Below are 20,654 nucleotides of genomic sequence, written 5' to 3'. Positions count from 1 at the left end.
TCACCACCACGATTTCGGCCGCAGCCGGTTGGCCTGGTCGACCAGCCGGGTCACCTCGGCGGTGGTCCCGGCGTGCCCGGCCAGGCTGCGGTAGGAGCGTTCGAGCAGTCGGCGCAACGCGGGTTCGGCCGGTTCCGGGCCGAGCACCTCGGTCGCGCCCAGTGCGCTGAAGTCCTTGCCGCGCAAGGCGACCTCCTGCACCAGCGCGGTGAGCCGGGCCCGGCCGGAGCCTTCGGGCTCGCCCGCGTCCAGGTACAGCTCGGGCAGGCGTTGCGCCGCCTCCCGCACCTGCTCGGCCTCGGGTTCGGCCGAACCGATGGTGCCGCACAGGATGCGGAATCCGGCGATCCGGGCGGCCGCGTGGTGCAGGGAGGCCTGCGGCACCTCGTCCAGCACCCGCACCGCCTCGGCCCGCTGCCCGGCCCGCAATCGCAGCCGGGCCAACCCGAAAGCCGCGCTCACCCGCACCCGGTCGCGGGACCACACCGCCTGGTACCGGCCCTCGGCCTCGGCGTGATCACCGCGGTGCTCGGCGCAGAAACCCAGTGCCAGCTTGACCGAATCCTCCCCGGCCAGCCGCCCGGTGATCTCGCGCAGGCAGGCCAGCGCGGCGGGCAGGTCGGCGCGGGCCAGTGCGACCAGGGCCGCGTGCCAGGTGATCCGCCAGTTCGCGCCCGCCGGCCGCTGGTCGAGATCCTTGGCCTGCGCCAGGGATTCCGCGGCTGGTTCCGGCTGGCCGAGTTCGAGCTGGGCGCGGCAGTCGGCGAGCAGCACGCCGACCGTGCGCTGCCGCGCGGTGCGCAGTTTGGCCAGCAGCGCCTTGGGTTCATCCGCCCGCACCACGCTGAGGAAGGCGGCCTCCGGGTCCAGTGGATCGGGTCGCGGCACCGGCAGCCGACTGGCCGCCTCGGGCAGGGTGGGCAGGCCGAAGTCCAGTGCCGCCAACGGATCCGGCCGTGGCCCTGACCAGACGGTGAGCAGCGGCACCGCGCCCAGCCCGGCGTCGAGCACCTGCGCGCTGGGCCGGAACAGCTTGCTGGGCAACGGCCGGTCCTGCCCGTCGCGCAGAGACTGGACCTCGAAGAGCAGTCCGGTGAGCTGACCGGCCAGTTCGGCGGCCGAGTCGAACCGGCGGGCCGGATCCTCGTCGGCGGCCCTGGCCAGCAGCGCGAGCAGTGAGTCCACCGTGTGCGCCAGCGGTCCGCGCGGCCGGTCGCCCTGGGTCAGCGCCCGGCCTTCCGGGGTGACCTCGAACAGCGCGCCGAGGGTCCGGCCCACCGCGAACAGGTCCGAGCCCACGTTGAGCCCGGTGGCCGCCCATTCCCGGGCGCCGACCTGGAATTCCTCGGTGTAGGTGAGCACGCCGGTCCGGTCGCCGATCAGCCGCACCCCGCCGAAGTCGATCAGCTTGATCCGGTCCTGGCCGCGGATGACGTTGCTGGGCTTGAGATCGCAGTAGAGCAGCCCGCGCTCGTGCAGGTAGCGGAAGGCGGCCAGCACCTCCAGCAGGTACATCAGCGCGTGCTCCAGCGGCAGCTCCGCCCGCCGCTCCCGCACCCGCTGGCACAGCTCGTGCAGGGACAGCCCGCTCACGTGCTCCATCACGATGTACTCGTTGTCCTGCCGCACATCCGGGTCGGGATGCCGGACGAAGTTGTGGATGCGCACGATGTTCGGGTGGTCCAGCGTGGTCAGGGTGTCCCGTTCGCGCGCGGACAGCTCGGCCGCCGCGGTGGCCGCGCCGCCGGTGTTGATCAGTCCTTTGAGCACCACGTGGCTGTGCAGGTGGTTGTCCCTGGCCAGGTACACCCAGCTCTGCCCGCCGCGGGGCAGGCAGCCGAGCACCTCGTACCGCTGCTCGACCACCTCTCCCGGCGCCAGTTTGGGCAGGAAGGCGTAGCGGGCCCCGCAGTTCGCGCAGTGGCCCTCGGTGCGGCCCGGGCGGCCGGCGTAACCGCGGCCGACCGGGTGGCCGCAGCGTCCGCAGACCCGCTGATCCTCGGCGACCGGCCGCGGTTCCACCACGGTGGTCTCGGGATCGGGCACCGGCAGCGCGGGCAGGTGCAGGAATTCCCCGCTGGTCCAGCGCATCCGGCCGGCCGGCTCAGCCATCACGCACCCGCCGCACCACCGCGCGCAGGTACGCCTGCACCGCGGCCTCGCTCTCGGCCAGCACGCACGGCCTGGCCAGCATCCGGTCAAAAGCGGTGCGGTACAACGGGTCCAGCTCGGTGTCCTCGGCCAGTCCGTGCTCGGCGGCCATCCGCTGGTACGCCTGAGTCAGTCCGCGCAGCTCCCGCAGCCGTTCCCGGTGCACGACCAGCCGGTTGCGCAGTTCGGTGGCTTTGCGCAGCCCCCGGTCCACCCGCAGCGCGCACTCGGCCAGCCGTGGCCCGCGTTCGGCCGCGGGCATCCCGCGCACCGCGCTCAGCCAGGGCCGGAGCTGACCGGCCCGGTCCGGCGGTTCGGGCAGTCCGGCGAACCGCGGTCCGCTCGCCCCGCCCCACAGTCTGCGCACGTCCTCTTCCAGTGCGGCCAGGGCACCGATCCGGGCCACCAGTGAATCCGGCCGGGGTGGGGCGGCCGGGGGTTCGACCGAGCTGACCTTGCCCGGTGAGCGCAACGCGGCCAGGCTCGGCGAGTCCAGTGCCCGGTAGCCCGCGACCACCGCGGTGCCCTGTTCGGCCAACGGGTTGAGCACCTGGCGCACCAGCGCCTCGGGTTCGGCCGACTCGTCCACGCCGACCAGCAGCAGGGTCACCTGCCGGGTTGCCTGCTGTCCTACGCGCAGTCCGGCCAGCGTCGCGATCAGCCCGGACACCTCGCCGGGGGTGCGCCCGCCGGCCTCGATCACCACCGCCGAGGGCCCCAGTTCCCTGGCGATCTCGCGCAGTGCCTCGGCCCTGGCCGAATCGGCTTCGCCGATGCGCAGCACGCCGATGTCGCCGGGCCTGCGCTGCCGCAGCCAGTCCAGCAGTCCGGGCAGGTCCACCGGCGGCAGCGGGGTGTCGTCGGTCCACTCGGCGAGCACCGGCAGGTAGCGCAGGATCGTGGCCACCGGCTGCATCCAGGCCACCACCGACCCGTCCGCGCTGTACTCGCTGACCACCAGCCCGACCACCGCGCCGCTGGCCTCGTCCAGCACCCCGGCCCCGCTGAACCCGCGCCGCAGCCGATTGCCCTGGTGCACCGCGTCCAGCTGCACCCACTCCGCGCCCGGCCCGGCGGCTCTGGACAGCTCGGCCCGCGCCCACATCCCGTGCGGCGCCCCGGCCGGGAACCCGTAGGCGGCCACCGGACGTCCCGGCACCAGGCGACCCGCTCGCAGTCGCGCACTCCAGCCGGGTGGCTGGTCCTCGGCCAGCGCCAGCAGCGCGAGATCGCCGCCGCCGTCCGGTCGCAGCGGGGCCAGCTGGTTGTCGATCACCTTGGCCGGCACCGGCGCGTGCCCGCCGACGCCGATGAGGTCGACCAGGACCTCGCGTTCGGGCAGCACGTGCGCACAGGTCAGCGCGTATTTCCCGCCGAGCAGCGCACCGGCGCCGAGCACACTGCCGTCGGCCGCGCACAGGCGCAGCCGCCAGGGCTGCTCCGCCCGCGCGCCGACCGCCGTTTCCCCAGTGCCGGCCCCCATGGCCCCGACGATACGGTGGGTAGCCGGGCGATGCCGGTCGGTCAGCGCAACTCACTCCGCGCGGACCAGCCCGGCATCACCCGGACAGCGCAACCACTCAGGCCGCCACCGGCAGCCCGGTCAGCCCGCGGAAGGCCGCTGACCTGCGGAAGACCGGTTCCCCGGTGCGGCGCAGGTTGGGCATCCGCTCGACCAGCGCGCGCAACGCGATCTCGCCCTCCACCCTGGACAGCGGCGCGCCGATGCAGAAGTAGCGCCCGGCGGTGAAGGTGAGGTGCTCGGCCGCGTTGGCCCTGGTGATGTCGAAACGCTCCGGCTCGGTGAACACCGCAGGGTCGTGGTTGGCCGCGGCGAGCAGCACCAGCACCGGAGTGTCCACGGGCAGCACCTGCCCTTCGATGTCGACTTCCTGGTGGGTGATCCGCGGGACCATCAGCGTGGAGGAGTCGTACCGCATGGTCTCCTCCAGCGCGTTGCCGGACCGGGACGGATCCTCGATCAGCCGGGCCCACTGCTCGGGGTGGTCCAGCAGTGAGTTGACCGCGTTGCCGAGCACGTTCACCGAGTTCTCCGACCCCGCGATCAGCGCGGTGACCAGCAGTGCCTCCAGCTCGCTGTCCGGCACCTCCTGCTTGGTCGAAGCCAGCAGCAGCGAACCGATCATGTCGGTCGGCTTGTCGTCGATGCCCTCGGCCCTGCGCTGGTCGAGCAGGGTCGCGAACAGCTCCTTCAACTCGATGAGCAGCGCCCGCAGCTCGCGGATCTTGGCCACCCCGTTGAGCTGGTCGGTGACCAGCCCGACCCGCATCGCGCACTCGCCCAGCCGCTGCCGGCACCGCTCCGGCACGCCGAGCACGTCGGCGATCACCAGCAGCGGCACCGGCTGGGCGAAGTCCCGGACCAGGTCGAAGGAACCTTGCCGCTGCGCCTTGTCCAGCACCTCGGTGACGATCCGCTCGATCCGCGGGCGGTACATCGTGTTGGCGCTGGGCGAGAAGGTCGGGTTCATCAGGCTGCGCATCCGGGTGTGCACGGGCGGGTCCACGCCCATGAACGGGTCCAGGTCCAGCCCGTCCAGCGCGGTCGCGATCACCCCGACCGAGGACCGGTTGCCGGAGTCGCGCACGCCGAAGCGCCGGTCGCGCAGGATCGTATTGGCGGTGCCGTGCCGGGCCGTGGTCCACAGTCCGGTTGTGCTGCGCACCAACGGAGCCTGCCCGCGCAGCCGGGCGAAGTAGGGATAGGGCGAGTCACCGGCGCGCGGTCTGGTCAGTTCACCGGCCACATCACCGAACTGGCGTAGCAGCCAGGCCCCGAATCGATCGGTCTGCAGGCCGGCGGCAAGTCGGAGGTCAGTCGCGAAAGTCATCTGGCTCCCCTTTTTCCGGGCAGCCGCCAGCGCTGGACGTGCTCCCCAGAAAACGTGTCACAATCGGCGGAAGAATACGTACGCAAATTGACCCGGACGGCGTAAATACGTACTAATTCTTGTATATCAGGGGAGCCTGAAGTGCCAAATAGCTCGCGAGAGTGGGACCCGGGGCGATCTTCGGCCCGGGTCCACTCGTCCTAGTTACACCCTTCGGCGGGTGTCAGGCGGCCACTGGAAGTGCTTTGAGGCCACGGAATCCCACCGAGGTCCGGTACACCGCATGGCCTGCCCGCCGCAGTCCCGGCATCCGCTCGGCCAGCGCGCGCAATGCGATCTCGCCCTCCAGCCTGGCCAGTGGCGCGCCGACGCAGAAATACCGGCCGGCCGCGAAGGTCAGGTGATCGGCGGCGTTGGACCGGGTGATGTCGAAGGTCTCCGGGTCCTCGAACACCGCCGGGTCGTGGTTGGCCCCGCCGATGAGCAGCACCACCGGATCGTTGGCCTTGAGCCGGCAGCTCTCGATCTCCACGTCCTCATGCGGGTAGCGCATGGTGAACAGGGTGGTGGAGTCGTAGCGCATGGTCTCCTCCATCGCGCTCAGCGACAGCGTGGGGTCGGCCACCAGCCGGGCCCACTGCTCGGGGTGTTCGAGCAGGTTGTGCACGGCGTTTCCCAGCAGGCTCACCGTGTTCTCGGTGCCCGCGACCAGGGTGGCGATCAGCAGCGCCTGGATCTCTCGCAGCGGCACCTCCTGCTTGGTCGAGGCCAGCAGCAGGGTGCCGATCATGTCGGTGGGCGCCTCGTCGATGCCCTCGGCCCGGCGCTGCTCGACCATCTCGCCGAACATCGCCTTGGTCTCGATCATCAGCCTGCGGATCTCCCGCAGCCGGGAGAAGCCCACCAGCGGATCGGTGAGCAGGCCGATCTGCTTGGCGATGTGGGCCAGCCGGGCGTGGTACTTCGGCGGCGCGCCCATGATGTCGGCGATCACCGCCTGCGGGATGGGCTCGCCGAAGTCGGTGACCACGTCGAACGGGCCGCGGCTGGGCACCCGGTCCAGCACCCGGTGCACGATCTGCTCCACCCTGGCCCGGTAGATCTTGTTGGCACTCGGCGAGAACGAGGGCGCCATCAACGCGCGCATCCGGGTCTGGCCGGGCGGGTCGAGGCCGAGGAACTCGTCGATCTCCAACTCGGCCAATGCCTTGGCCAGCACCGCGGCCGAGGACACACCCGCATTCGTGCGCACGCCGAAACGGCGGTCCCGCATGATGGCGTTGGACGTGCTGTATCGCCCGGTCAACCAGACCCCGGACTTGCTGCGCACCATTGGCGCCCGTTCCCGCACCCCGGCGAAGAACGGGTACGGGGACTCGCCGGTGAGTGGTCTGGTCATTTCGCCGAGGACATCACCGAACTGGCGCAGGAGCCAGACGTTGAGCTGTTCGGCCCGCAGACTGACTGCCAGGCGTGCGTCACCCATGATTGTCATGCTTTCCCCCAGAGGAAATCAGCCATGGGCGGGCTGGTTCCTTGTATAGCAGAGGGAATGGTGTACGAAAAATGGCACTCCAGAGATCAGGCTGATCTTTCTGCCGGTTCGGTATCCTGCGCGCCCAGCCAGTCCAGGATGCCGCAGACCGCGTCCGTGCAGCCGCCGCAGCCGGTGGTGGCCCTGGTGCCCTTGGCCACCGCGCCCAGGGTGCGCGCCCCGGACTTCCACGCGGTGACGATCCGGCCCTTGCTCACCGTGTTGCACCGGCAGACCACCGCGGCCGCGGGCAGATCGGCCGGACTGGCCGCCCGGGGCGTGTCCAGCGCGGTGCGGCCCAGCAGCAGGCCGAGCCGGTCGGCGGGCGCGGGCAGGCCGCGGTCGTAGAGCTGGGTGATGATGGCCGCCGCGTCCGGCGCGCCGAGCACGATCGCCCCGGTCACCCGGTCCTCGCGCAGCACCAGCTTGGCGTAGCGGCCGCGGGCCGGGTCCTCCAGCCGCAGCACCTCCGCGCCGGGCGCGTCCACCTCGCAGTGCACCTCGCCGAGCGCGGCCAGGTCGACATCGCGGGCCTTGAGCCGGGTGACCACCGGGGTGCCGTGGTAGCGGGCGGCCGGATCGGCGCCGGTGAGCAGGTCGGCCAGCACCGCGGCCTGTTCCCAGGCCGGCTGCACCAGGCCGCTGATCGTGCCGGGGTGGCTGGCGCAGTCGCCGATGGCGTGGATGCGTGGATCGTTGCTGCGCAAGGCATCGTCGATGAGCACACCGCGGTCGCAGGCGAGTCCGGCGGCCTCGGCCAGCCTGGTTTCCGCGCGCACGCCCGCGGAGACCACCACCAGGTCGGCGGGCACGCTGCTGCCGTCGTCGAGTTTGAGGCCGTCGCCGGGCACGTACCCGGCCGCGAGCACGCCGAGCCGGAACTCGATCCCCAGCGCACCCAGCGTTTTCGCCAGCACCCGGCCGGCCCCGGCGTCGAGCTGCCGTTCCATCACGTGCCCGACCGGGTGGATCACGGTGACCAGGTTGCCGCGCCCGGCCAGTCCCCTGGCCGCCTCCAGGCCGAGCAGGCCGCCGCCGAGCACCGCGACCGGCGCGCCGGGTTTGGCCGCGGCCACGATCCGGGCGCAGTCGGCCAGCGTGCGGAAGGCCACCACGCCCTCGGCGGGCGCCCCGGTCTCGTCCACGAGTCCGTCGGTCGGCGGCAGCCAGGCCCGGCTGCCGGTGGCCAGAACGATTGCGTCGTAAGGGAGTTCGGCGCCATCGGCCAGCCGCACCACCCGGCGCGGCCGGTCGATCTCAGTCACCGTGACGCCGGGACGCAGGTCGACGTGGTGGGTCTCGGCCCAGCTCTCCTCGTGCAGCCGCACCGCCGCCGCGTCCAGGGATCCGGCCAGCACACTGGAGAGCAGCACCCGGTTGTAGGCGGGTTCCGGCTCCTCGCCGATCACGGTCAGCGCGACCCGCTCGCCTGCCGGATCTCGTCGGCGGATCTCCTCGGCCACCCTGGCCCCGGCCATGCCGTAACCGATGACGACCACCCGGCGTGCGTTCATGACAGGGCCTCCAGCCGGACCGCGCAGACCTTGAACTCGGGCATCCGGCTGGTCGGGTCCAGCGCCGGGTTGGTGATCAGGTTGGCGCGCTGGTCGCCGGGGAAGTGGAAGGGCAGGAACACGGTGTCGGTGCGCAGGCTGGGCACCGTGCGCACCTGCGCGAGGACCGTGCCGCGCCGGGAGATCACCCTGGCCCAGCAGGCGTCTTCCAGTCCGGCGCGGGCCGCGGTGTCCGGGTGCACCTCGACGAACATGGCAGGCACCGCGTCGTTCAGCTCGGGCACCAGGCGGGTCTGCGCGCCGGACTGGTAGTGCTGCAGCACCCGTCCGGTGGTGGCGTACAACGGAAACTCGGCGTCGGGCGCCTCGGCCGGACCGCGGTGGTCGACCGGGATGAACCGGGCCTTGCCGTCGGGGGTGTTGAAGCGCGTCAGGAACATCCGCGGTGTGCCGGGGTGATCGTTGTCCGGCACCGGCCAGTACAGCGCCTCCCCCGCGCGCAGCCGGTCGTAGTCGATGCCGGAGTAGTCGGCGGCGCCGCCCTTGCTGGCCGCGCGCAGTTCGGTGAACACGGCCTCGGCCTCGGTGGGGAACCGTTCGGCCGGCTGGCCGAGCCGGATTGCCAGCTCCGCCAACAGGTCCTGGTCGCCGCGCACTCCGAGCGGCGGGGTCAACGCCTTGCGCCGCAACAACACCCGGCCCTCCAGGTTGGTCATGGTGCCGTCCTCCTCGGCCCACTGGGTGACCGGGAAGACCACATCCGCCTGGGCCGCGGTCTCCGAGAGCACGAAGTCGGCCACCACCAACAGGTCCAGCGCGTCCAGGCGTTCGGCGATCCGGTTCGAGCGCGGCGCGGAGACCAGCACGTTGCTGCCGAAGACCAGCATCGCCTTCGGCCCGCCGGGCTGACCGAGCGCGTCGAGCAGCTCGTAGGCGGAGCGGCCGGGTCCTGGCAGCTCGTCCGGGTCGATGCCCCACACCCCGGCCACGTGCGCGCGGGCGGCCGGATCGGCGATCATCCGGTAGCCGGGCAGCTGGTCGGCCTTCTGCCCGTGCTCGCGCCCGCCCTGCCCGTTGCCCTGGCCGGTGAGGCAGCCGTAGCCGGAGCCCGCGACGCCGGGCAGGCCGAGCGCCAGGCACAGGTTGATCCAGGCCGAGACCGTGTCCGCGCCGCTGGCGTGCTGTTCCGCGCCCCTGCCGGTGAGCACGTAGGCACTCTTGGCCTGGGCCAGCAATCGCACCGCGGCGCGCTGGTCGGCCACGCTGACCCCGGTGACCCGCTCCACCTGTTCCGGCCACCAGCGCGCGGCCATCCGCCAGGCCGCCTCGAAACCGGTGGTGCGCGCGGCCACGTAGTCCGCGGCGAAGTGCCCGTCGGCCACCGCCAGGTGCAGCAGGCCCAGCGCCAGGCACAGGTCGGTGCCGGGCGCGGGTTGCAGGTGCAGGCTGGCCAGTTCCGCGGTGGCGGTGCGCCGGGGGTCGATCACGATCAGCCCGCCCCGGTCCGCGGCGTGCCGCAGGTGCTGGGTGAACGGCGGCATGGTTTCGGCCACGTTGCCGCCGACCAGCACCACCGCGTCGGCGGTGTCCAGGTCGGTGACCGGGAACGGCATGCCGCGGTCCAAGCCGAAGGCCCGGTTGCCCGCGGCGGCGGCCGAGGACATGCAAAACCGGCCGTTGTAGTCGATCTGCGAGGTGCCCAGCGCGAGCCGGGCGAACTTGCCCAGCAGGTAGGACTTCTCATTGGTCAGCCCGCCGCCGCCGAAGACCGCGACCGAGTCCGGCCCGTGCTCGGCCCGCAGCGCACGCAGCTTGTCCGCGACAAAATCGAGGGCGATGTCCCAGGTCACCGGGCGCAGCACGCCGTCTTCCCGCAGCAACGGCGTGGTCAGGCGGCCGGGGGTGGTGAGCAGGCTGGCGGCGGTCCAGCCCTTCTGGCACAGCCCGCCGCGGTTGGTGGGGAACTCCCGGGGGTCGACGCGCGGGGCCTGTTCGTTCCCGCTGACCGCCATGCCGCACTGCAACGCGCAGTAGGGGCAGTGGGTCGCGGTGGCGGTGGCGGTAGCGGTCACCTCACCGACGCTAGGTCCAGCCGGTAACCCGCGGATAGCCCCCTGTTGCGTTTGTGCCAACGCCCCCGCACAACCCGCAGGTGGGCACGGTGAGGCCGGGGCCGGTGTGACTCAGATCAGCTGCGACTCAGATCAGATCGAGCAGCACGTTGGCGGCGCGGTCCAGACCGGTGAGTGAGGTCGTGGTCGAGCGCGGGTGCAGCGCGTGCACGGCCAGCCGGAACAGCAACGCCCGCAACAGCACCTGCGGCCAGTCGATCAGGTGCGACCAGCGTTGCGGCAGCCCGTTGTCGGCTCCGCCCCAGGCCAGCGCGTCCACCACGACCACCCCGGCGGCCCATTCGGCCGGCCGCCAGTAGGGGCTGAAGTCCATGATCCCGGGCGGCGCGTTGCCGGCGAAGAGCACGTTGCCGAACAGGTCGCCGTGCACCACCTGCGGGTCCAGCTTGACCGGCCGCCGGGACCCGGCCAGCGCGCCGAAGAGCCTGCCGCCCTTGTCCGGCGGCAGTGGAACGCCGTCCTCGCCCCAGGCCATCCGGTCGGCCAGCGCGTAGATGTCCCTGCGCTCCTCCAGGAATCGCGGGCGGGGCAGTCCGGCGGTGGCGTTGTGCAGCCGCAGCGAGACGGAGACGACCTCGTCGTGCCTGGGTTCGGGCTGTCCGGCCAGATGCCGGGTGGCCGACCAGCCGGAGACCACCCAGCGCCCGTCGGTGGAGCGCAACGGCCGGGCCAGGCGCAGGTTCTCCACGTCCAGGTTGTCCAGGGTCTGCGCGACCCAGGCCGCCTCGGAGGGATTCATGGCCGGGCGGATCACCGCGTCCCCGCACAGCCAGGCCGGACCGGAGCCGACCAGTTCGGGTTCCGCGGTGCGGGCGCCGAAAGCCGCTCGCACGTGGGCGGGGGGCGGTTCCGGGGTGGCTGTCACGGCAGGGACGCTACCTGTTGCCGCGCGAGTTGTGTGGGAGGCGATGTGACCTTCCCGTTTACCCACAGTGGGAAAGTCACATCGCCATGATCACCTAACGTCAGTACGTCGGCAGGCTCGGATCGATTTGCCTGGCCCAGGCGAGCACCCCGCCACCGACGTGTACCGCATCCCGGAAACCGGCCTGGTGCAGCGCGGCGAGGGCTTCCGCGGACCGGGCGCCGGACTTGCAGTGCAGCACGATCTGGCGGTCCTGCGGCAGTTCGGCCAGTGCCGCGCCGGAGAGGATGCGGTCCTTGGGGATGAGCACCGAGCCGGGGATCCGCACGATCTCGAACTCGTGCTGCTCCCGGACGTCGACCAGCAGGAACTTGTCCTCCCGGTCGATCTTGTCCTTCAGCTCCTGCGGCGTGATGGTGCTGCCCGCGGCCGCGTTCTGCGCCTCATCGGAGACCACCCCGCAGAACGCCTCGTAGTCGATCAACCCGGTGATCGGGTCGCCCTGCGGGTCCTTGCGGATCTTGATGGTCCGGTAGGTCATCTCGAGTGCGTCGTAGACCATCAGCCGCCCGAGCAGCGTCTCGCCGATACCGGTGATCAGCTTGATCGCCTCGGTCACCATGATCGACCCGATCGAGGCGCACAGCACGCCCAGCACGCCGCCCTCGGCGCAGGAGGGCACCATGCCCGGCGGCGGCGGCTCCGGGTAGAGGTCCCGGTACTGGATCCCCTCCCGGCCGTCGCTGGGGCTGGCCCAGAACACACTGGCCTGACCCTCGAACCGGAAGATCGAGCCCCACACGTAGGGCTTGCCGAGCAGCACCGCCGCGTCGTTGACCAGGTAGCGGGTGGCGAAGTTGTCCGTGCCGTCCAGGATCAGGTCGTAGTCCCGGAACACGTCGAGGACGTTGCCCGACTCCAGCCGCAGCTGGTGCAGGTTGACCTTGACGTAGGGGTTCAGCTCGGCGATGGCGTCCCGCGCCGACTCGGCCTTGGGCCGGTCGATGTCGGACTGCCCGTGGATGATCTGCCGCTGCAGGTTGGACTCGTCCACCACGTCGAACTCGACAATGCCCAGCGTGCCCACCCCGGCCGCGGCCAGGTACATCAGCGCCGGACTGCCCAGCCCACCGGCGCCTACCACCAGCACCTTGGCGTTCTTGAGCCGTTTCTGCCCGTCCACCCCGACATCCGGAATGATCAGGTGGCGGCTGTACCGGGCGACCTCTTCCTTGGTCAGCTCCGCGGCTGGCTCCACCAGGGGCGGCAACGTCGAGCCCGACATGGGCGCTCCTCCTAGTCCGGTGCACGGGAGCCGGGTGTCCGACCTCCCTTGGGGTGCAACGACCTGGATACACCACTTCTTCCACCCTGGGACGACTTCCCAGCCAGTGGACCGGTCGCGAGCCAGGGTGGAATACCGCCAGGCAATCACCATCGGTAGTCGACCGACTCCAGCGCGCTACTCTTGGCCGATGCGCACTGCTCACGTCGACGAGGCTGGCAGCGGGCTGCCCGGAGGCGGTCGGCTCTACGTCGTGGCCGCTGTGCTCAGCTCAACCGCCGACCACCCGGCGATCACCGCGGCCCTGCGCGAGCACCTGGTGAACGTCCCGGTGCTGCACTTCCACACCGAGTCCGATTCCCGGCGCACCGAGATCGCCAAGGTCATCGCCGATTTTCCCCTGCACGGCGCGATTCTGGTGACCACCCCGACCTCGCATCGCGAGCAAGAGGATGCCCGTCGCCGCCTCATGTGCGAGTTGCTGCCACGGCTGTACCACGTGGAGGGAGTCCGGCAGGTGGTGGTGGAAAGCCGTGCTGGAAGCGATGTGCACGACCGGAAGGTGCTGAACCGCCTCCGCCGCAGCCACCAGGTCCCCGGCGAACTCCGCGTGGACCACCGGAACAAGAACGAGCCGATGCTGTGGGTGGCCGACTGGGTGGCATCCAGCTACATCGCCGCCATCCGGCACGCGGTGACCGAGCCGTGGGAACTCATCAACGCCGCGCACGCGGTCGAGGTCACCGCGATCAAGCCCTAGACAGCGCGAAACCGGGGGTCCCGTCATCCGGCGGGCACTTTCCCCGGTTCACTTCTGGCCGCGTCCGCGGACCGACCAGCACACCACGCAGCCTACCCGATCTCCTCCACCAAGAGCCAGCGCGACCAGCGGATCAGGTGACCGGCCAGGGGTTCGGCCTGCACTCCTTGCCGTCCTTGGGCACCGCGTTCTTGTCGCCGCCGTCGACCTGGTTGAGCTGCCAGACGTAGTTGTTCGCGGTGCCGAAGGACTGCTGCATCATCACCGGGGCCAGGGCGCCGTTCTCGCCGCAGGGCTTGTGCCGCTGGCCGAAGGCGTGGCCGATCTCGTGGTTGATCGCGTACTGGCGGTAGAGCAGCAGGTCGCTCTCGAAGGCGACCGCGCCGTAGCGCCAGCGGGCCAAGTTGATCACCAGGCGTTTCTTGCCGTTGTTCCAGCAGGATGCCTCGTACTGGATGGAGAAGTTGCAGTAGTCGGGGCGGCGGGCGGTGTCGGAGGTGGTCAGGCTGATCCGGATGTCCGCGGTGCCGGAATCGACCCGTTGCAGCCGGATGTTGCCGCCGCCGATCCAGCTGCGCTGGTCGTCCAGGGTGCCGTCGATGGTCTTGGCGAAGGCGTCCGCGCCGCCGTAGGTGGAGGCGTCGATGCCGTTCTCGATCTCCACCGAGTACTTGTAGAGCTTGCCGCCCTTGCCGACCACGCCGGTGGTGCCGCGCACCACCTCCCAGGAACCGCTGCCCTTGTCCCGGTAGTTCTTGATCCCGGGCAGTTCGGCGCTGGGGATGTCGGCGTTGAGCTTGCCGGAGGGCGCCTCGCCCATGATGTTGGGTTCCGGCTCCTCGCCACCGCTGGTGGTGGTCGCGCCGGTGCTGCCGCCGGGCTGGGCGGCGCTGTCCGGGGCCGGGTCGTTCATGTTCATCAGGGCCAGCACGGTGAGCACCACCAGCACCGGCACGGCGTAGATCCGCCAGCCGTAGGTGCCCAGCACGCCGCTCTTCTTGCGCCGTGGCGGCGGGGTGTCCTGCTTGTCCGGGTCCGGGCGCCAGGACGCGGTCAGCGGTTCGCCCGCGGTGCGGCGCTGGCCACGCTGATAGCGCCCCTCGTCGGGGTTGCCACCACGCCGCGTCGCGGCGTCACGGGGTCCTTGCGTCGTCCGGGCCACGCACCCAGATTGCCACACCAGGCGTGCGTGGCCCGGACGCACCACGCCTCACGGACGAGTGCCGGTCAGCAGTACTGCTCCAGTTCCCGGCCCAGGAGCTGGGCGAACTCCCGGCGCAGGGTGGTCAGGAAGATCAGCACGACCTGGTCGGCCGCGGTGCCGGTCAGTGCCGGGGAGAACTCGCCGGGGGCGTAGACCGAGCCGAACCGCCAGCCCTCGGGCACCCGGTCGATCACCAGCACGCCTTCGGACATCGCGAAGGAGTCGTCGTCGAAGCTGAAGCTCGCCCGGTCCGCCGCGGGCACGGCCAGCCAGCGGCGCAGCGCACCGGCCAGCTTGACTACCGGGAAGTCCTGCTCGGCGTACAGCTCGCGCCCGTCGGCCAGCAACCGCAGCGTGCCCTCGACGTTCTCGCTGATCTCGGCCGCCGAGTGCCCGCCGGATCCCGGCCCGGCCAGCCCGGTCAGCTCCAGTTCGACCATCACCACTCCCCGCGGTCCACGGCCTCGATCATGCCCAGGCTGGCCCTGGCCACGGTCAGCGGCTTCTCCATCTGGGCCACGTGCCCGGTGCGCGGCAGCACCAGCAGCCGGGCGCTGGGCAGCAGCCGGGCCGTGCGCGGCGCCTTGCCCACGCTGACCAGCCGGTCCTCCGTGCCCCAGATCACCGTGGTGGGCGCGCTCACCTTCGGCAGCAGCCGCCACAGCGAGCCCTGGGAGAACTCCAGCCAGGCCCGGAACAGGCCCATGGTGGTCCGGCCCAGCGCCTCGCCCGCCCAGCGCATCTGCCTGCGTTCCAGGTACTCCGCCTCGGCCTCGGCCATCCGGTGCTCCGGCACCAGTTCGGGCTGGGCGAAGCAGAGCCGGACCAGTTGTTCGGCCCGCTGACGTGGGGTGACCTCGGCCAGCTGCCTGCGCACCCGGCGGCCCACCAGCGGCAGCAGGGCCAGGAAGAACCGCGGGTCGGAGAACCGGCGCGGGTCCGGCCGCAGGTCTGGCACGGCCGGGGAGACCAGGGTCAGCGTGCGCACCAGGTCCGGCCGGCCCGCCGCGACCAGCAGCGAGACCACGCCGCCGAGGGAGTTGCCGAACAGGTGCACCGGGCCGCGGTCCAGGCCCTCGATGAACCTGGTCATCAGGGCCGCGGTGGCCCGCACCGAGTAGTCGTGCCCGGCCAGCGGCTCGCTCCTGCCGAATCCCGGCGCGTCCAGGGCCAGGCCGTTCATCCGGCCGGAGAGCAGGTCGGCCAGGTCGGTCCAGTTCGTGGACGAGCCGCCGAGCCCGTGGATGTACACCGCCGTCTCCTCGGCGGGCCCCGGCGTCTCGCGCACGTGCAGCCGCACCCCGCCGGAACTTCGCACCTGCCCTGGCCAGGGCTTACGGGTGAAGTCGGGTTCCGGCAGCGGGGAGACGGACAGCGGCGCGCGGCTCAGGGGGGCCAGGCCCGCGCCACCGGCCGTCCGTAGGGACGGTTCGGTCATCCGTCCAGGATGCGTGATCGACCTGAGAAGCGCCTGAGTGGGAAAGGCTTGCCCAACCTGGGTCTACTTGCGAGTAAGGTTCGTGCGGAACGAGCACCAGGGTGTGGAGGGCAGCATGACCGACACGGCGCAACCAGGCACCGACCAGGTCGTGCGCGGCGTACGACTGCCGCGTACCGCGCGACGCGCCCAGCTGCTGGCCGCGGCCCAGGACGTCTTCGTGGCCAACGGCTATCACGCGGCGGCCATGGACGAGATCGCCGAGCGCGCCGGGGTCAGCAAGCCAGTGCTGTACCAGCACTTCCCCGGCAAGCTGGAGCTGTATCTGGCGCTGCTGGAGACGCACACCGACGCACTGGTGCAGCGGGTCCGCGGGGCCATCGAGTCCACCACGGACAACAAGCTGCGGGTGCATGCCGCGGTGGCCGCCTACTTCGAGTTCGTCGACGGCGAGGGCCAGGCGTTCCGGCTGGTCTTCGAGTCCGACCTGCGCCGTGAGCCCGCCGTGCAGGACGCGGTGGACCGGGCGACCGCCTCCTGCATCGACATCATCGCCGAGGTGGTGGTCGCCGATGCCGGACTCACCGCCGACCAGGCGAAACTGGTCGCGGTGGGCTTGGTCGGACTGAGCCAGGTGACCGCGCGGTACTGGCTGGACGGCGAGCGCGCGATCCCCAAGGAAGAGGCCATCGGCCTGATGTACACGCTGGCCTGGAAGGGCATCGGCGGCGGTTTCCCGCTCCAGCACTGAGACAGCGAAAGGCGCGCGCCAGCCAGGCTGACGCGCGCCTTTGTCACACCTGCGCGGGCGCCTCGACGACCACGTTGACCAGCCGCGCGATCCGCTCGGTGACCTGCACGTCCCGCTCCAGCGGCAGCATGTGCCCCGCCCCGGGGAAGACGATCAACTCGGCCTGCGGCAGCTCCCTGGCGATCCGCTCGGCGTGCTTCTGCGGGGTCAACCGGTCGTTGCTCCCGGCCAGCACCACCACCGGCAGCCCGCGGAAAGCGGCCAGGGCCTCGCGGCGCTCATGTAGGAACAGATCGTCGAGGTAGCCGGTCAGGGTCAGCGGGCTGCATCCGGCGATCACCGCGGTGGTCTCGGCCACGTCGACCTTCGCCGGCCGCCGGCCGAACAACATCCACTTCATCGCGGGCCGGATCGCCGCCGGGTACTTGCTCAGCCGGCGCACCTTGCGCTTGACCAGGGCTTTCCCGAACGCGCTCTGCCCGCGGATGGCTGCCCGGCCCAGCGGCCTCGGCAGGCCGAGGGTACTGCGGCTGAGGCCGCCGCTGGCGGTGGCCACCAGCGCCACCGCGGCGATCCGCTCGGCGAACAGCACCGGGTGCCGCTGCGCCAGCGCCATCGTGGTCATCCCACCCATGGAGTGCCCGGCCAGCACGATCGGGCCGTCCGGGACCAGCTGGACGAGCAGTTCGGCCAGGTCGTCGGCGAGCTGTTCGATGGTGGTGCCGCCGGGCTGGGCCTGGTCGGACTGGCCGTGGCCGCGCAGGTCGTAGCGGAGCACGCGGATGTCCCCGCACCGGCCGGGCAGCGCCTGCGCGACCCGGCGCCAGCTCTGCCGGTCCAGGGTCCAGCCGTGCGCCAGGACGACCGTGACGGGGGCATCCGCGCGCCCCTGTTCCTCGACGGCGAGGCAGGTGCCGTCGCGGGTGATGAAGGTGGACACGCCCATATCGCCGCTCACTTCTGTCCGAGGAAACCGGAGGCCCGCCACAACGCCCGGCCGGGTCCGCCGATCAGGCCGGCCTCGTCCAGGAAGCCGGTGATCCGCTCCCCGGCCCAGCCCATGGTGGTCCGGAAGTTCGGATTGCCCAGCGCCGCCCGGCGAGCTTCCTTCGGGTCCAGCCCGACCGCGCGGTAGACCTCCGGGTGGACCAGCGAGCGGGAGACCACGAACGCGGCTCTGGCGGTGATGAAACGGTGGTACTGCAGGGCCGGACCGGAGCACTTCTGCATCGAGCGCAGCAGTTCCTCCCGCGCGTAGCGCACGTGCCGCGCCTCCTCCAGCACGTGGATGCGGTTGACCATGCGCACCAGCGGCTGCACGGTCTCGTCCATGGTGGACTCGCGCTGCAGCCGGTCCAGGATCTCCTCAGCGATCAGGATGCTGGCGAACATCGACGGGCCGCGGCCGATCGTCTTCATCACGTTGCCCAGCACATGCGGCAGCCGCTGCGGGCCATAGGCCGGCACGCCGAGCTTCTCCACCAGCTTGGCGAACATGATCGAGTGCCGGCACTCGTCGGCGATCTCGGTGAGCGCGTACTGCACGTGCCGTTGCTTGGGGTCCAGGTGGTAGACGTGCCGCACCAGCAGCTCCATCAGGATCACCTCGAACCAGATCCCGACGCTGGCCACGCAGCCGACCTCGTGCTTGGACAGCTCGATCCGCTGCTCCCGGCTCATCCGGTCCCACAGCGGCGTGCCGTAGAGGGAGACCCGGTGCTCGGGCACGAAGAACTTGTCCTCGGCCAGCGGCGCGTCCCAGTCGATGTCCACATCGGGGTCGTAGGAGTTCTTCGCTGACGAGTTCAGCAGCCGCTCGGCGGTCTTCTCCCGGTCCCCGACCTGCAAGCTCCGGCTCATGGCGTCGCCACCCTCCAACTGGATGAAGTGTTACCGGAAGTAACAGCTACCAGTGGTAACGTCCCGTGTATGGCGGATTCTGTCAAGGGCCAACCGAGCAAACGGGGCGATGCCCGGCGCGAGCGCTGGAAGGAACACCGCAGCGTGCGCCGCGCGGAGTTCGTGGAGGCGACCATCAGGGCGCTGGCCACGCACGGCCCTGACGTGGGCATGGACGAGATCGCGGCCGAGGCCGGGGTGACCAAACCGGTGATCTACCGGCACTTCTCGGACAAGGCCGACCTCTATCTCGCGGTCGGCGCACGGGCCACCGATCTGCTGATGGAGCAGATCGTGCCGGCCATCGAACGCCGGGGCAGTCCGCGCGAGCGGATCAGCGCGGTGATCGACGCCTACCTGTGCACCATCGAGGAACGGCCCGAGCTGTACCGCTTCATGACCCGCCGCTCCTTCGCCGACCGCCCGGTCGACGCGGACCCGGCCAGCCGCACCGAGGCGATGATCGCCTCCCGGCTGGCCCGGCTGCTCGGTGAGTACATGCGGCTGCTCGGCCTGGACTCCGGCGCGGCCGAGCCGTACGCCTTCGCCGTGGTCGGCGCGGTGGAGAAGGCCGGTGACTGGTGGCTGGAGCGCCAGACCATGAGCCGGGAGAACCTGCGCGACTACCTGGTCAACATCGTCTGGCACGCCATCGACGGCTTCACCCGGATCAGCGGCGTCGAGATCGACCCGGACCTGCCGCTGGACTTCGACCTGCCGTCCACCCAGTTGCGCCTGGTGCGGGAGGACCCCGACCAGCAGGAGAACCGGGAGACCTCATGAGCGAGCACGAGCACGAGCACGACGAAGAGGGCTACCAGGGCAGCGCCACCCTGCTGGTGGAGGGCCGGGAGCTGCCGGTGGAAGTGCACCTGCGCGGGCACTTCGAGCCGATCGACGGCCGCTACCACTGGTACGGCCGGATCGCCACGCACGCCGAACTGACCGAACTGGTGCGGCAGCGCCGCCCGGAGGCCACCCTGCGCACCCCGGCAGGCGAGGCCGCCGGTGACCTGTCCGATCCGGACCCGTGGGGCCGGTACCGGATCGCCGGACTCGGCCGCCCGCCGTTCGAGGTGGACGACGTCAACACGGTGCCGCCCGCCGAGTGAGCTGATCCTGAACACAGCGCGGCCCGGTGACCGAGTTCACGGTCACCGGGCCGTCAGCTGTGATTCGCGGGAGCCTCAGCTCCCGACGGCGAAGCCCACCCGACGCGCGTCCGACACGCCGATCTCCACATAGGAGACCTTCGCGGAGGGCACCACGTACCGCTTGCCCTTGTCGTCGACCAGGCTCAACAGGCCCTTGGTGTCACGCAGCGCCTCGGTGACCACGGCCTCGACCTCGTCCTGGGACAGCGCGCTAGAGACGACAAGCTCCCGCGGGCTGTCCGCGACGCCGATCTTGACCTCCACACCGACCTCCGTGTGCTCAAAGTGTTTTGTACTGATCGTCAGCCTAGTCGCGTCCACACCGCCGCCGTGGACCGCCCGCTCCGCCCTGGGCGAACACGATCGGGCATCAGCCGAGGCCGAGCGCGCTCATCCGCTGCGAGTGACCGGTCTGCAACCGCTTGAACAGGGCCGCGATGCCGGCGAGGTCACCGGAAGCCCGCACCAGCAACTCGGCCAGCGCGTCCCGTTCGGCCACCACGTGCTGGGCCTGGGTGAGCGCCTCGCCGAGCAGGCGGCGGCCCCACAGCGCGAGCCGGTCGCGCACCTTGCGGTCATCCGCGCAGGCGGCCTGCACCTCGCGTTCGGCGAAGGCGGAGTAGCCGGTGTCGGTGAGCACCTCCAGCACCAGTTCCTTGGCGGGAGATTCCAGCCAGCCGGCGATCTCCCGGTAGAAATCGGCCGCCAGCCCGTCCCCGACGTAGGCCTTGACCAGCGATTCCAGCCAGTTGTGCGGGGCGGTGGAGGCGTGGAAGGCGTCGAAGGGGGCCACGAACGGGGTCATCGCGGTCTCCACGGCCACCCCATGCAGCGCCAGGTGCTGCTCCAGCAGCCGGAAGTGGCCGATCTCGGCGGAGGCCATGGTGGCCAGCGCGGCGCGCCCGGAGAGCGTCGGCGCGGTCCGCGCGTCCTCGGCCAGCCGGTCGAAGGCCGACAGCTCGCCGTAGGCCAGCACACCCAGTAGATCGACGATGCCGGCGTCGGCACTGCCCGTCTCGGTCATGCGGGAGAGCGTATCCGGCCACGACACCCCCTGGAGAGGCGTTCCAGCCGCTAGAATGCCTCTCGACGCCCGGCGCGCGCTGCCGAGAAGG

At 71.2% G+C, this 20,654-nt stretch carries 19 protein-coding genes; 4 read left to right on the top strand and 15 right to left on the bottom strand.

What is annotated here, in order from left to right; genetic code table 11:
* The 8 genes from MZC64_RS05455 to moeZ form a co-directional block, all read right to left on the bottom strand.
* Window positions 1–2,112, bottom strand: coding sequence for a serine/threonine-protein kinase (locus MZC64_RS05455; RefSeq protein WP_247755926.1), 2,112 nt, complete (start codon window positions 2,110–2,112; stop codon window positions 1–3).
* On the bottom strand, window positions 2,105–3,634 hold the full coding sequence (locus tag MZC64_RS05450) for a serine protease (protein ID WP_247755925.1): 1,530 nt from the start codon (window positions 3,632–3,634) through the stop codon (window positions 2,105–2,107). The genes MZC64_RS05455 and MZC64_RS05450 overlap by 8 nt, the downstream gene beginning before the upstream one ends.
* A 97-nt stretch (window positions 3,635–3,731) precedes the next feature.
* A complete protein-coding gene (locus MZC64_RS05445) occupies window positions 3,732–5,003 on the bottom strand; it encodes a cytochrome P450 (RefSeq protein WP_247755924.1) in 1,272 nt (423 codons plus the stop codon).
* A 223-nt stretch (window positions 5,004–5,226) separates the two neighbouring features.
* Window positions 5,227–6,489: a cytochrome P450 gene (locus MZC64_RS05440; RefSeq protein ID WP_247755923.1), complete on the bottom strand. Its 1,263-nt coding sequence runs from the start codon at window positions 6,487–6,489 to the stop codon at window positions 5,227–5,229.
* Window positions 6,490–6,584: 95 nt separating this feature from the next.
* Window positions 6,585–8,051: an FAD-dependent oxidoreductase gene (locus MZC64_RS05435; RefSeq protein ID WP_247755922.1), complete on the bottom strand. Its 1,467-nt coding sequence runs from the start codon at window positions 8,049–8,051 to the stop codon at window positions 6,585–6,587.
* Window positions 8,048–10,123 carry a molybdopterin oxidoreductase family protein gene (locus MZC64_RS05430; protein WP_308300962.1) on the bottom strand — a complete coding sequence of 692 codons (2,076 nt, stop codon included), beginning with the start codon at window positions 10,121–10,123 and terminating at the stop codon, window positions 8,048–8,050. Before MZC64_RS05430 ends, MZC64_RS05435 begins: the two co-directional genes overlap by 4 nt.
* A gap of 127 nt (window positions 10,124–10,250) precedes the next feature.
* Entirely contained in the window at window positions 10,251–11,048 is a 798-nt protein-coding gene (locus tag MZC64_RS05425) for a TIGR02569 family protein (RefSeq protein WP_247755921.1), read from the bottom strand.
* Window positions 11,049–11,148: 100 nt separating this feature from the next.
* Window positions 11,149–12,333, bottom strand: coding sequence for an adenylyltransferase/sulfurtransferase MoeZ (gene moeZ, locus MZC64_RS05420; RefSeq protein WP_247755920.1), 1,185 nt, complete (start codon window positions 12,331–12,333; stop codon window positions 11,149–11,151).
* Window positions 12,334–12,523: 190 nt separating this feature from the next.
* On the opposite strand from moeZ, the gene MZC64_RS05415 reads away from it, so the two are divergent.
* Window positions 12,524–13,093: a hypothetical protein gene (locus tag MZC64_RS05415; protein WP_247755919.1), complete on the top strand. Its 570-nt coding sequence runs from the start codon at window positions 12,524–12,526 to the stop codon at window positions 13,091–13,093.
* Between the two features lie 133 nt (window positions 13,094–13,226).
* Here the strand turns inward: MZC64_RS05415 and MZC64_RS05410 are convergent, their stop codons facing one another.
* The 3 genes from MZC64_RS05410 to MZC64_RS05400 form a co-directional block, all read right to left on the bottom strand.
* Window positions 13,227–14,255, bottom strand: coding sequence for a DUF3152 domain-containing protein (locus MZC64_RS05410; RefSeq protein ID WP_247755918.1), 1,029 nt, complete (start codon window positions 14,253–14,255; stop codon window positions 13,227–13,229).
* A 65-nt stretch (window positions 14,256–14,320) separates the two neighbouring features.
* Window positions 14,321–14,737 (bottom strand): hypothetical protein, encoded by a 417-nt coding sequence (locus MZC64_RS05405; RefSeq protein WP_247755917.1) that lies wholly within the window; start codon window positions 14,735–14,737, stop codon window positions 14,321–14,323.
* Window positions 14,737–15,735, bottom strand: coding sequence for an alpha/beta fold hydrolase (locus MZC64_RS05400; protein WP_247755916.1), 999 nt, complete (start codon window positions 15,733–15,735; stop codon window positions 14,737–14,739). The genes MZC64_RS05405 and MZC64_RS05400 overlap by 1 nt, the downstream gene beginning before the upstream one ends.
* A gap of 115 nt (window positions 15,736–15,850) precedes the next feature.
* On the opposite strand from MZC64_RS05400, the gene MZC64_RS05395 reads away from it, so the two are divergent.
* Complete coding sequence (locus MZC64_RS05395; protein ID WP_247755915.1) at window positions 15,851–16,486, top strand: TetR/AcrR family transcriptional regulator; 636 nt, start codon at window positions 15,851–15,853, stop codon at window positions 16,484–16,486.
* Window positions 16,487–16,529: 43 nt separating this feature from the next.
* On the opposite strand, the gene MZC64_RS05390 is transcribed toward MZC64_RS05395, so the two are convergent.
* Together MZC64_RS05390 and MZC64_RS05385 are read right to left on the bottom strand one after the other, a co-directional pair.
* Entirely contained in the window at window positions 16,530–17,426 is an 897-nt protein-coding gene (locus MZC64_RS05390) for an alpha/beta fold hydrolase (RefSeq protein WP_374205623.1), read from the bottom strand.
* Between the two features lie 14 nt (window positions 17,427–17,440).
* Complete coding sequence (locus tag MZC64_RS05385) at window positions 17,441–18,346, bottom strand: diiron oxygenase (protein WP_247755913.1); 906 nt, start codon at window positions 18,344–18,346, stop codon at window positions 17,441–17,443.
* 69 nt (window positions 18,347–18,415) lie between these two features.
* On the opposite strand from MZC64_RS05385, the gene MZC64_RS05380 reads away from it, so the two are divergent.
* Both MZC64_RS05380 and MZC64_RS05375 read left to right on the top strand, forming a co-directional pair.
* Window positions 18,416–19,168: a TetR/AcrR family transcriptional regulator gene (locus MZC64_RS05380; protein ID WP_247755912.1), complete on the top strand. Its 753-nt coding sequence runs from the start codon at window positions 18,416–18,418 to the stop codon at window positions 19,166–19,168.
* Window positions 19,165–19,497: a DUF4873 domain-containing protein gene (locus MZC64_RS05375; RefSeq protein ID WP_247755911.1), complete on the top strand. Its 333-nt coding sequence runs from the start codon at window positions 19,165–19,167 to the stop codon at window positions 19,495–19,497. The genes MZC64_RS05380 and MZC64_RS05375 overlap by 4 nt, the downstream gene beginning before the upstream one ends.
* A 75-nt stretch (window positions 19,498–19,572) precedes the next feature.
* Here MZC64_RS05375 and MZC64_RS05370 read toward each other — a convergent pair whose 3' ends face one another.
* Together MZC64_RS05370 and MZC64_RS05365 are read right to left on the bottom strand one after the other, a co-directional pair.
* Window positions 19,573–19,803 carry a DUF3107 domain-containing protein gene (locus tag MZC64_RS05370; RefSeq protein ID WP_247755910.1) on the bottom strand — a complete coding sequence of 77 codons (231 nt, stop codon included), beginning with the start codon at window positions 19,801–19,803 and terminating at the stop codon, window positions 19,573–19,575.
* A gap of 106 nt (window positions 19,804–19,909) precedes the next feature.
* Window positions 19,910–20,563, bottom strand: a complete 654-nt coding sequence (locus MZC64_RS05365; RefSeq protein WP_247755909.1) for a ferritin-like fold-containing protein — start codon at window positions 20,561–20,563, stop codon at window positions 19,910–19,912.
* Window positions 20,564–20,654 lie beyond the last annotated feature (91 nt).

Source organism: Crossiella sp. S99.2, from assembly GCF_023094165.1.
Lineage (GTDB): Bacteria > Actinomycetota > Actinomycetes > Mycobacteriales > Pseudonocardiaceae > Crossiella.
Note: the sequence above shows the minus strand (reverse complement) of the source record. Positions and strands in the feature narration are given on the sequence as shown.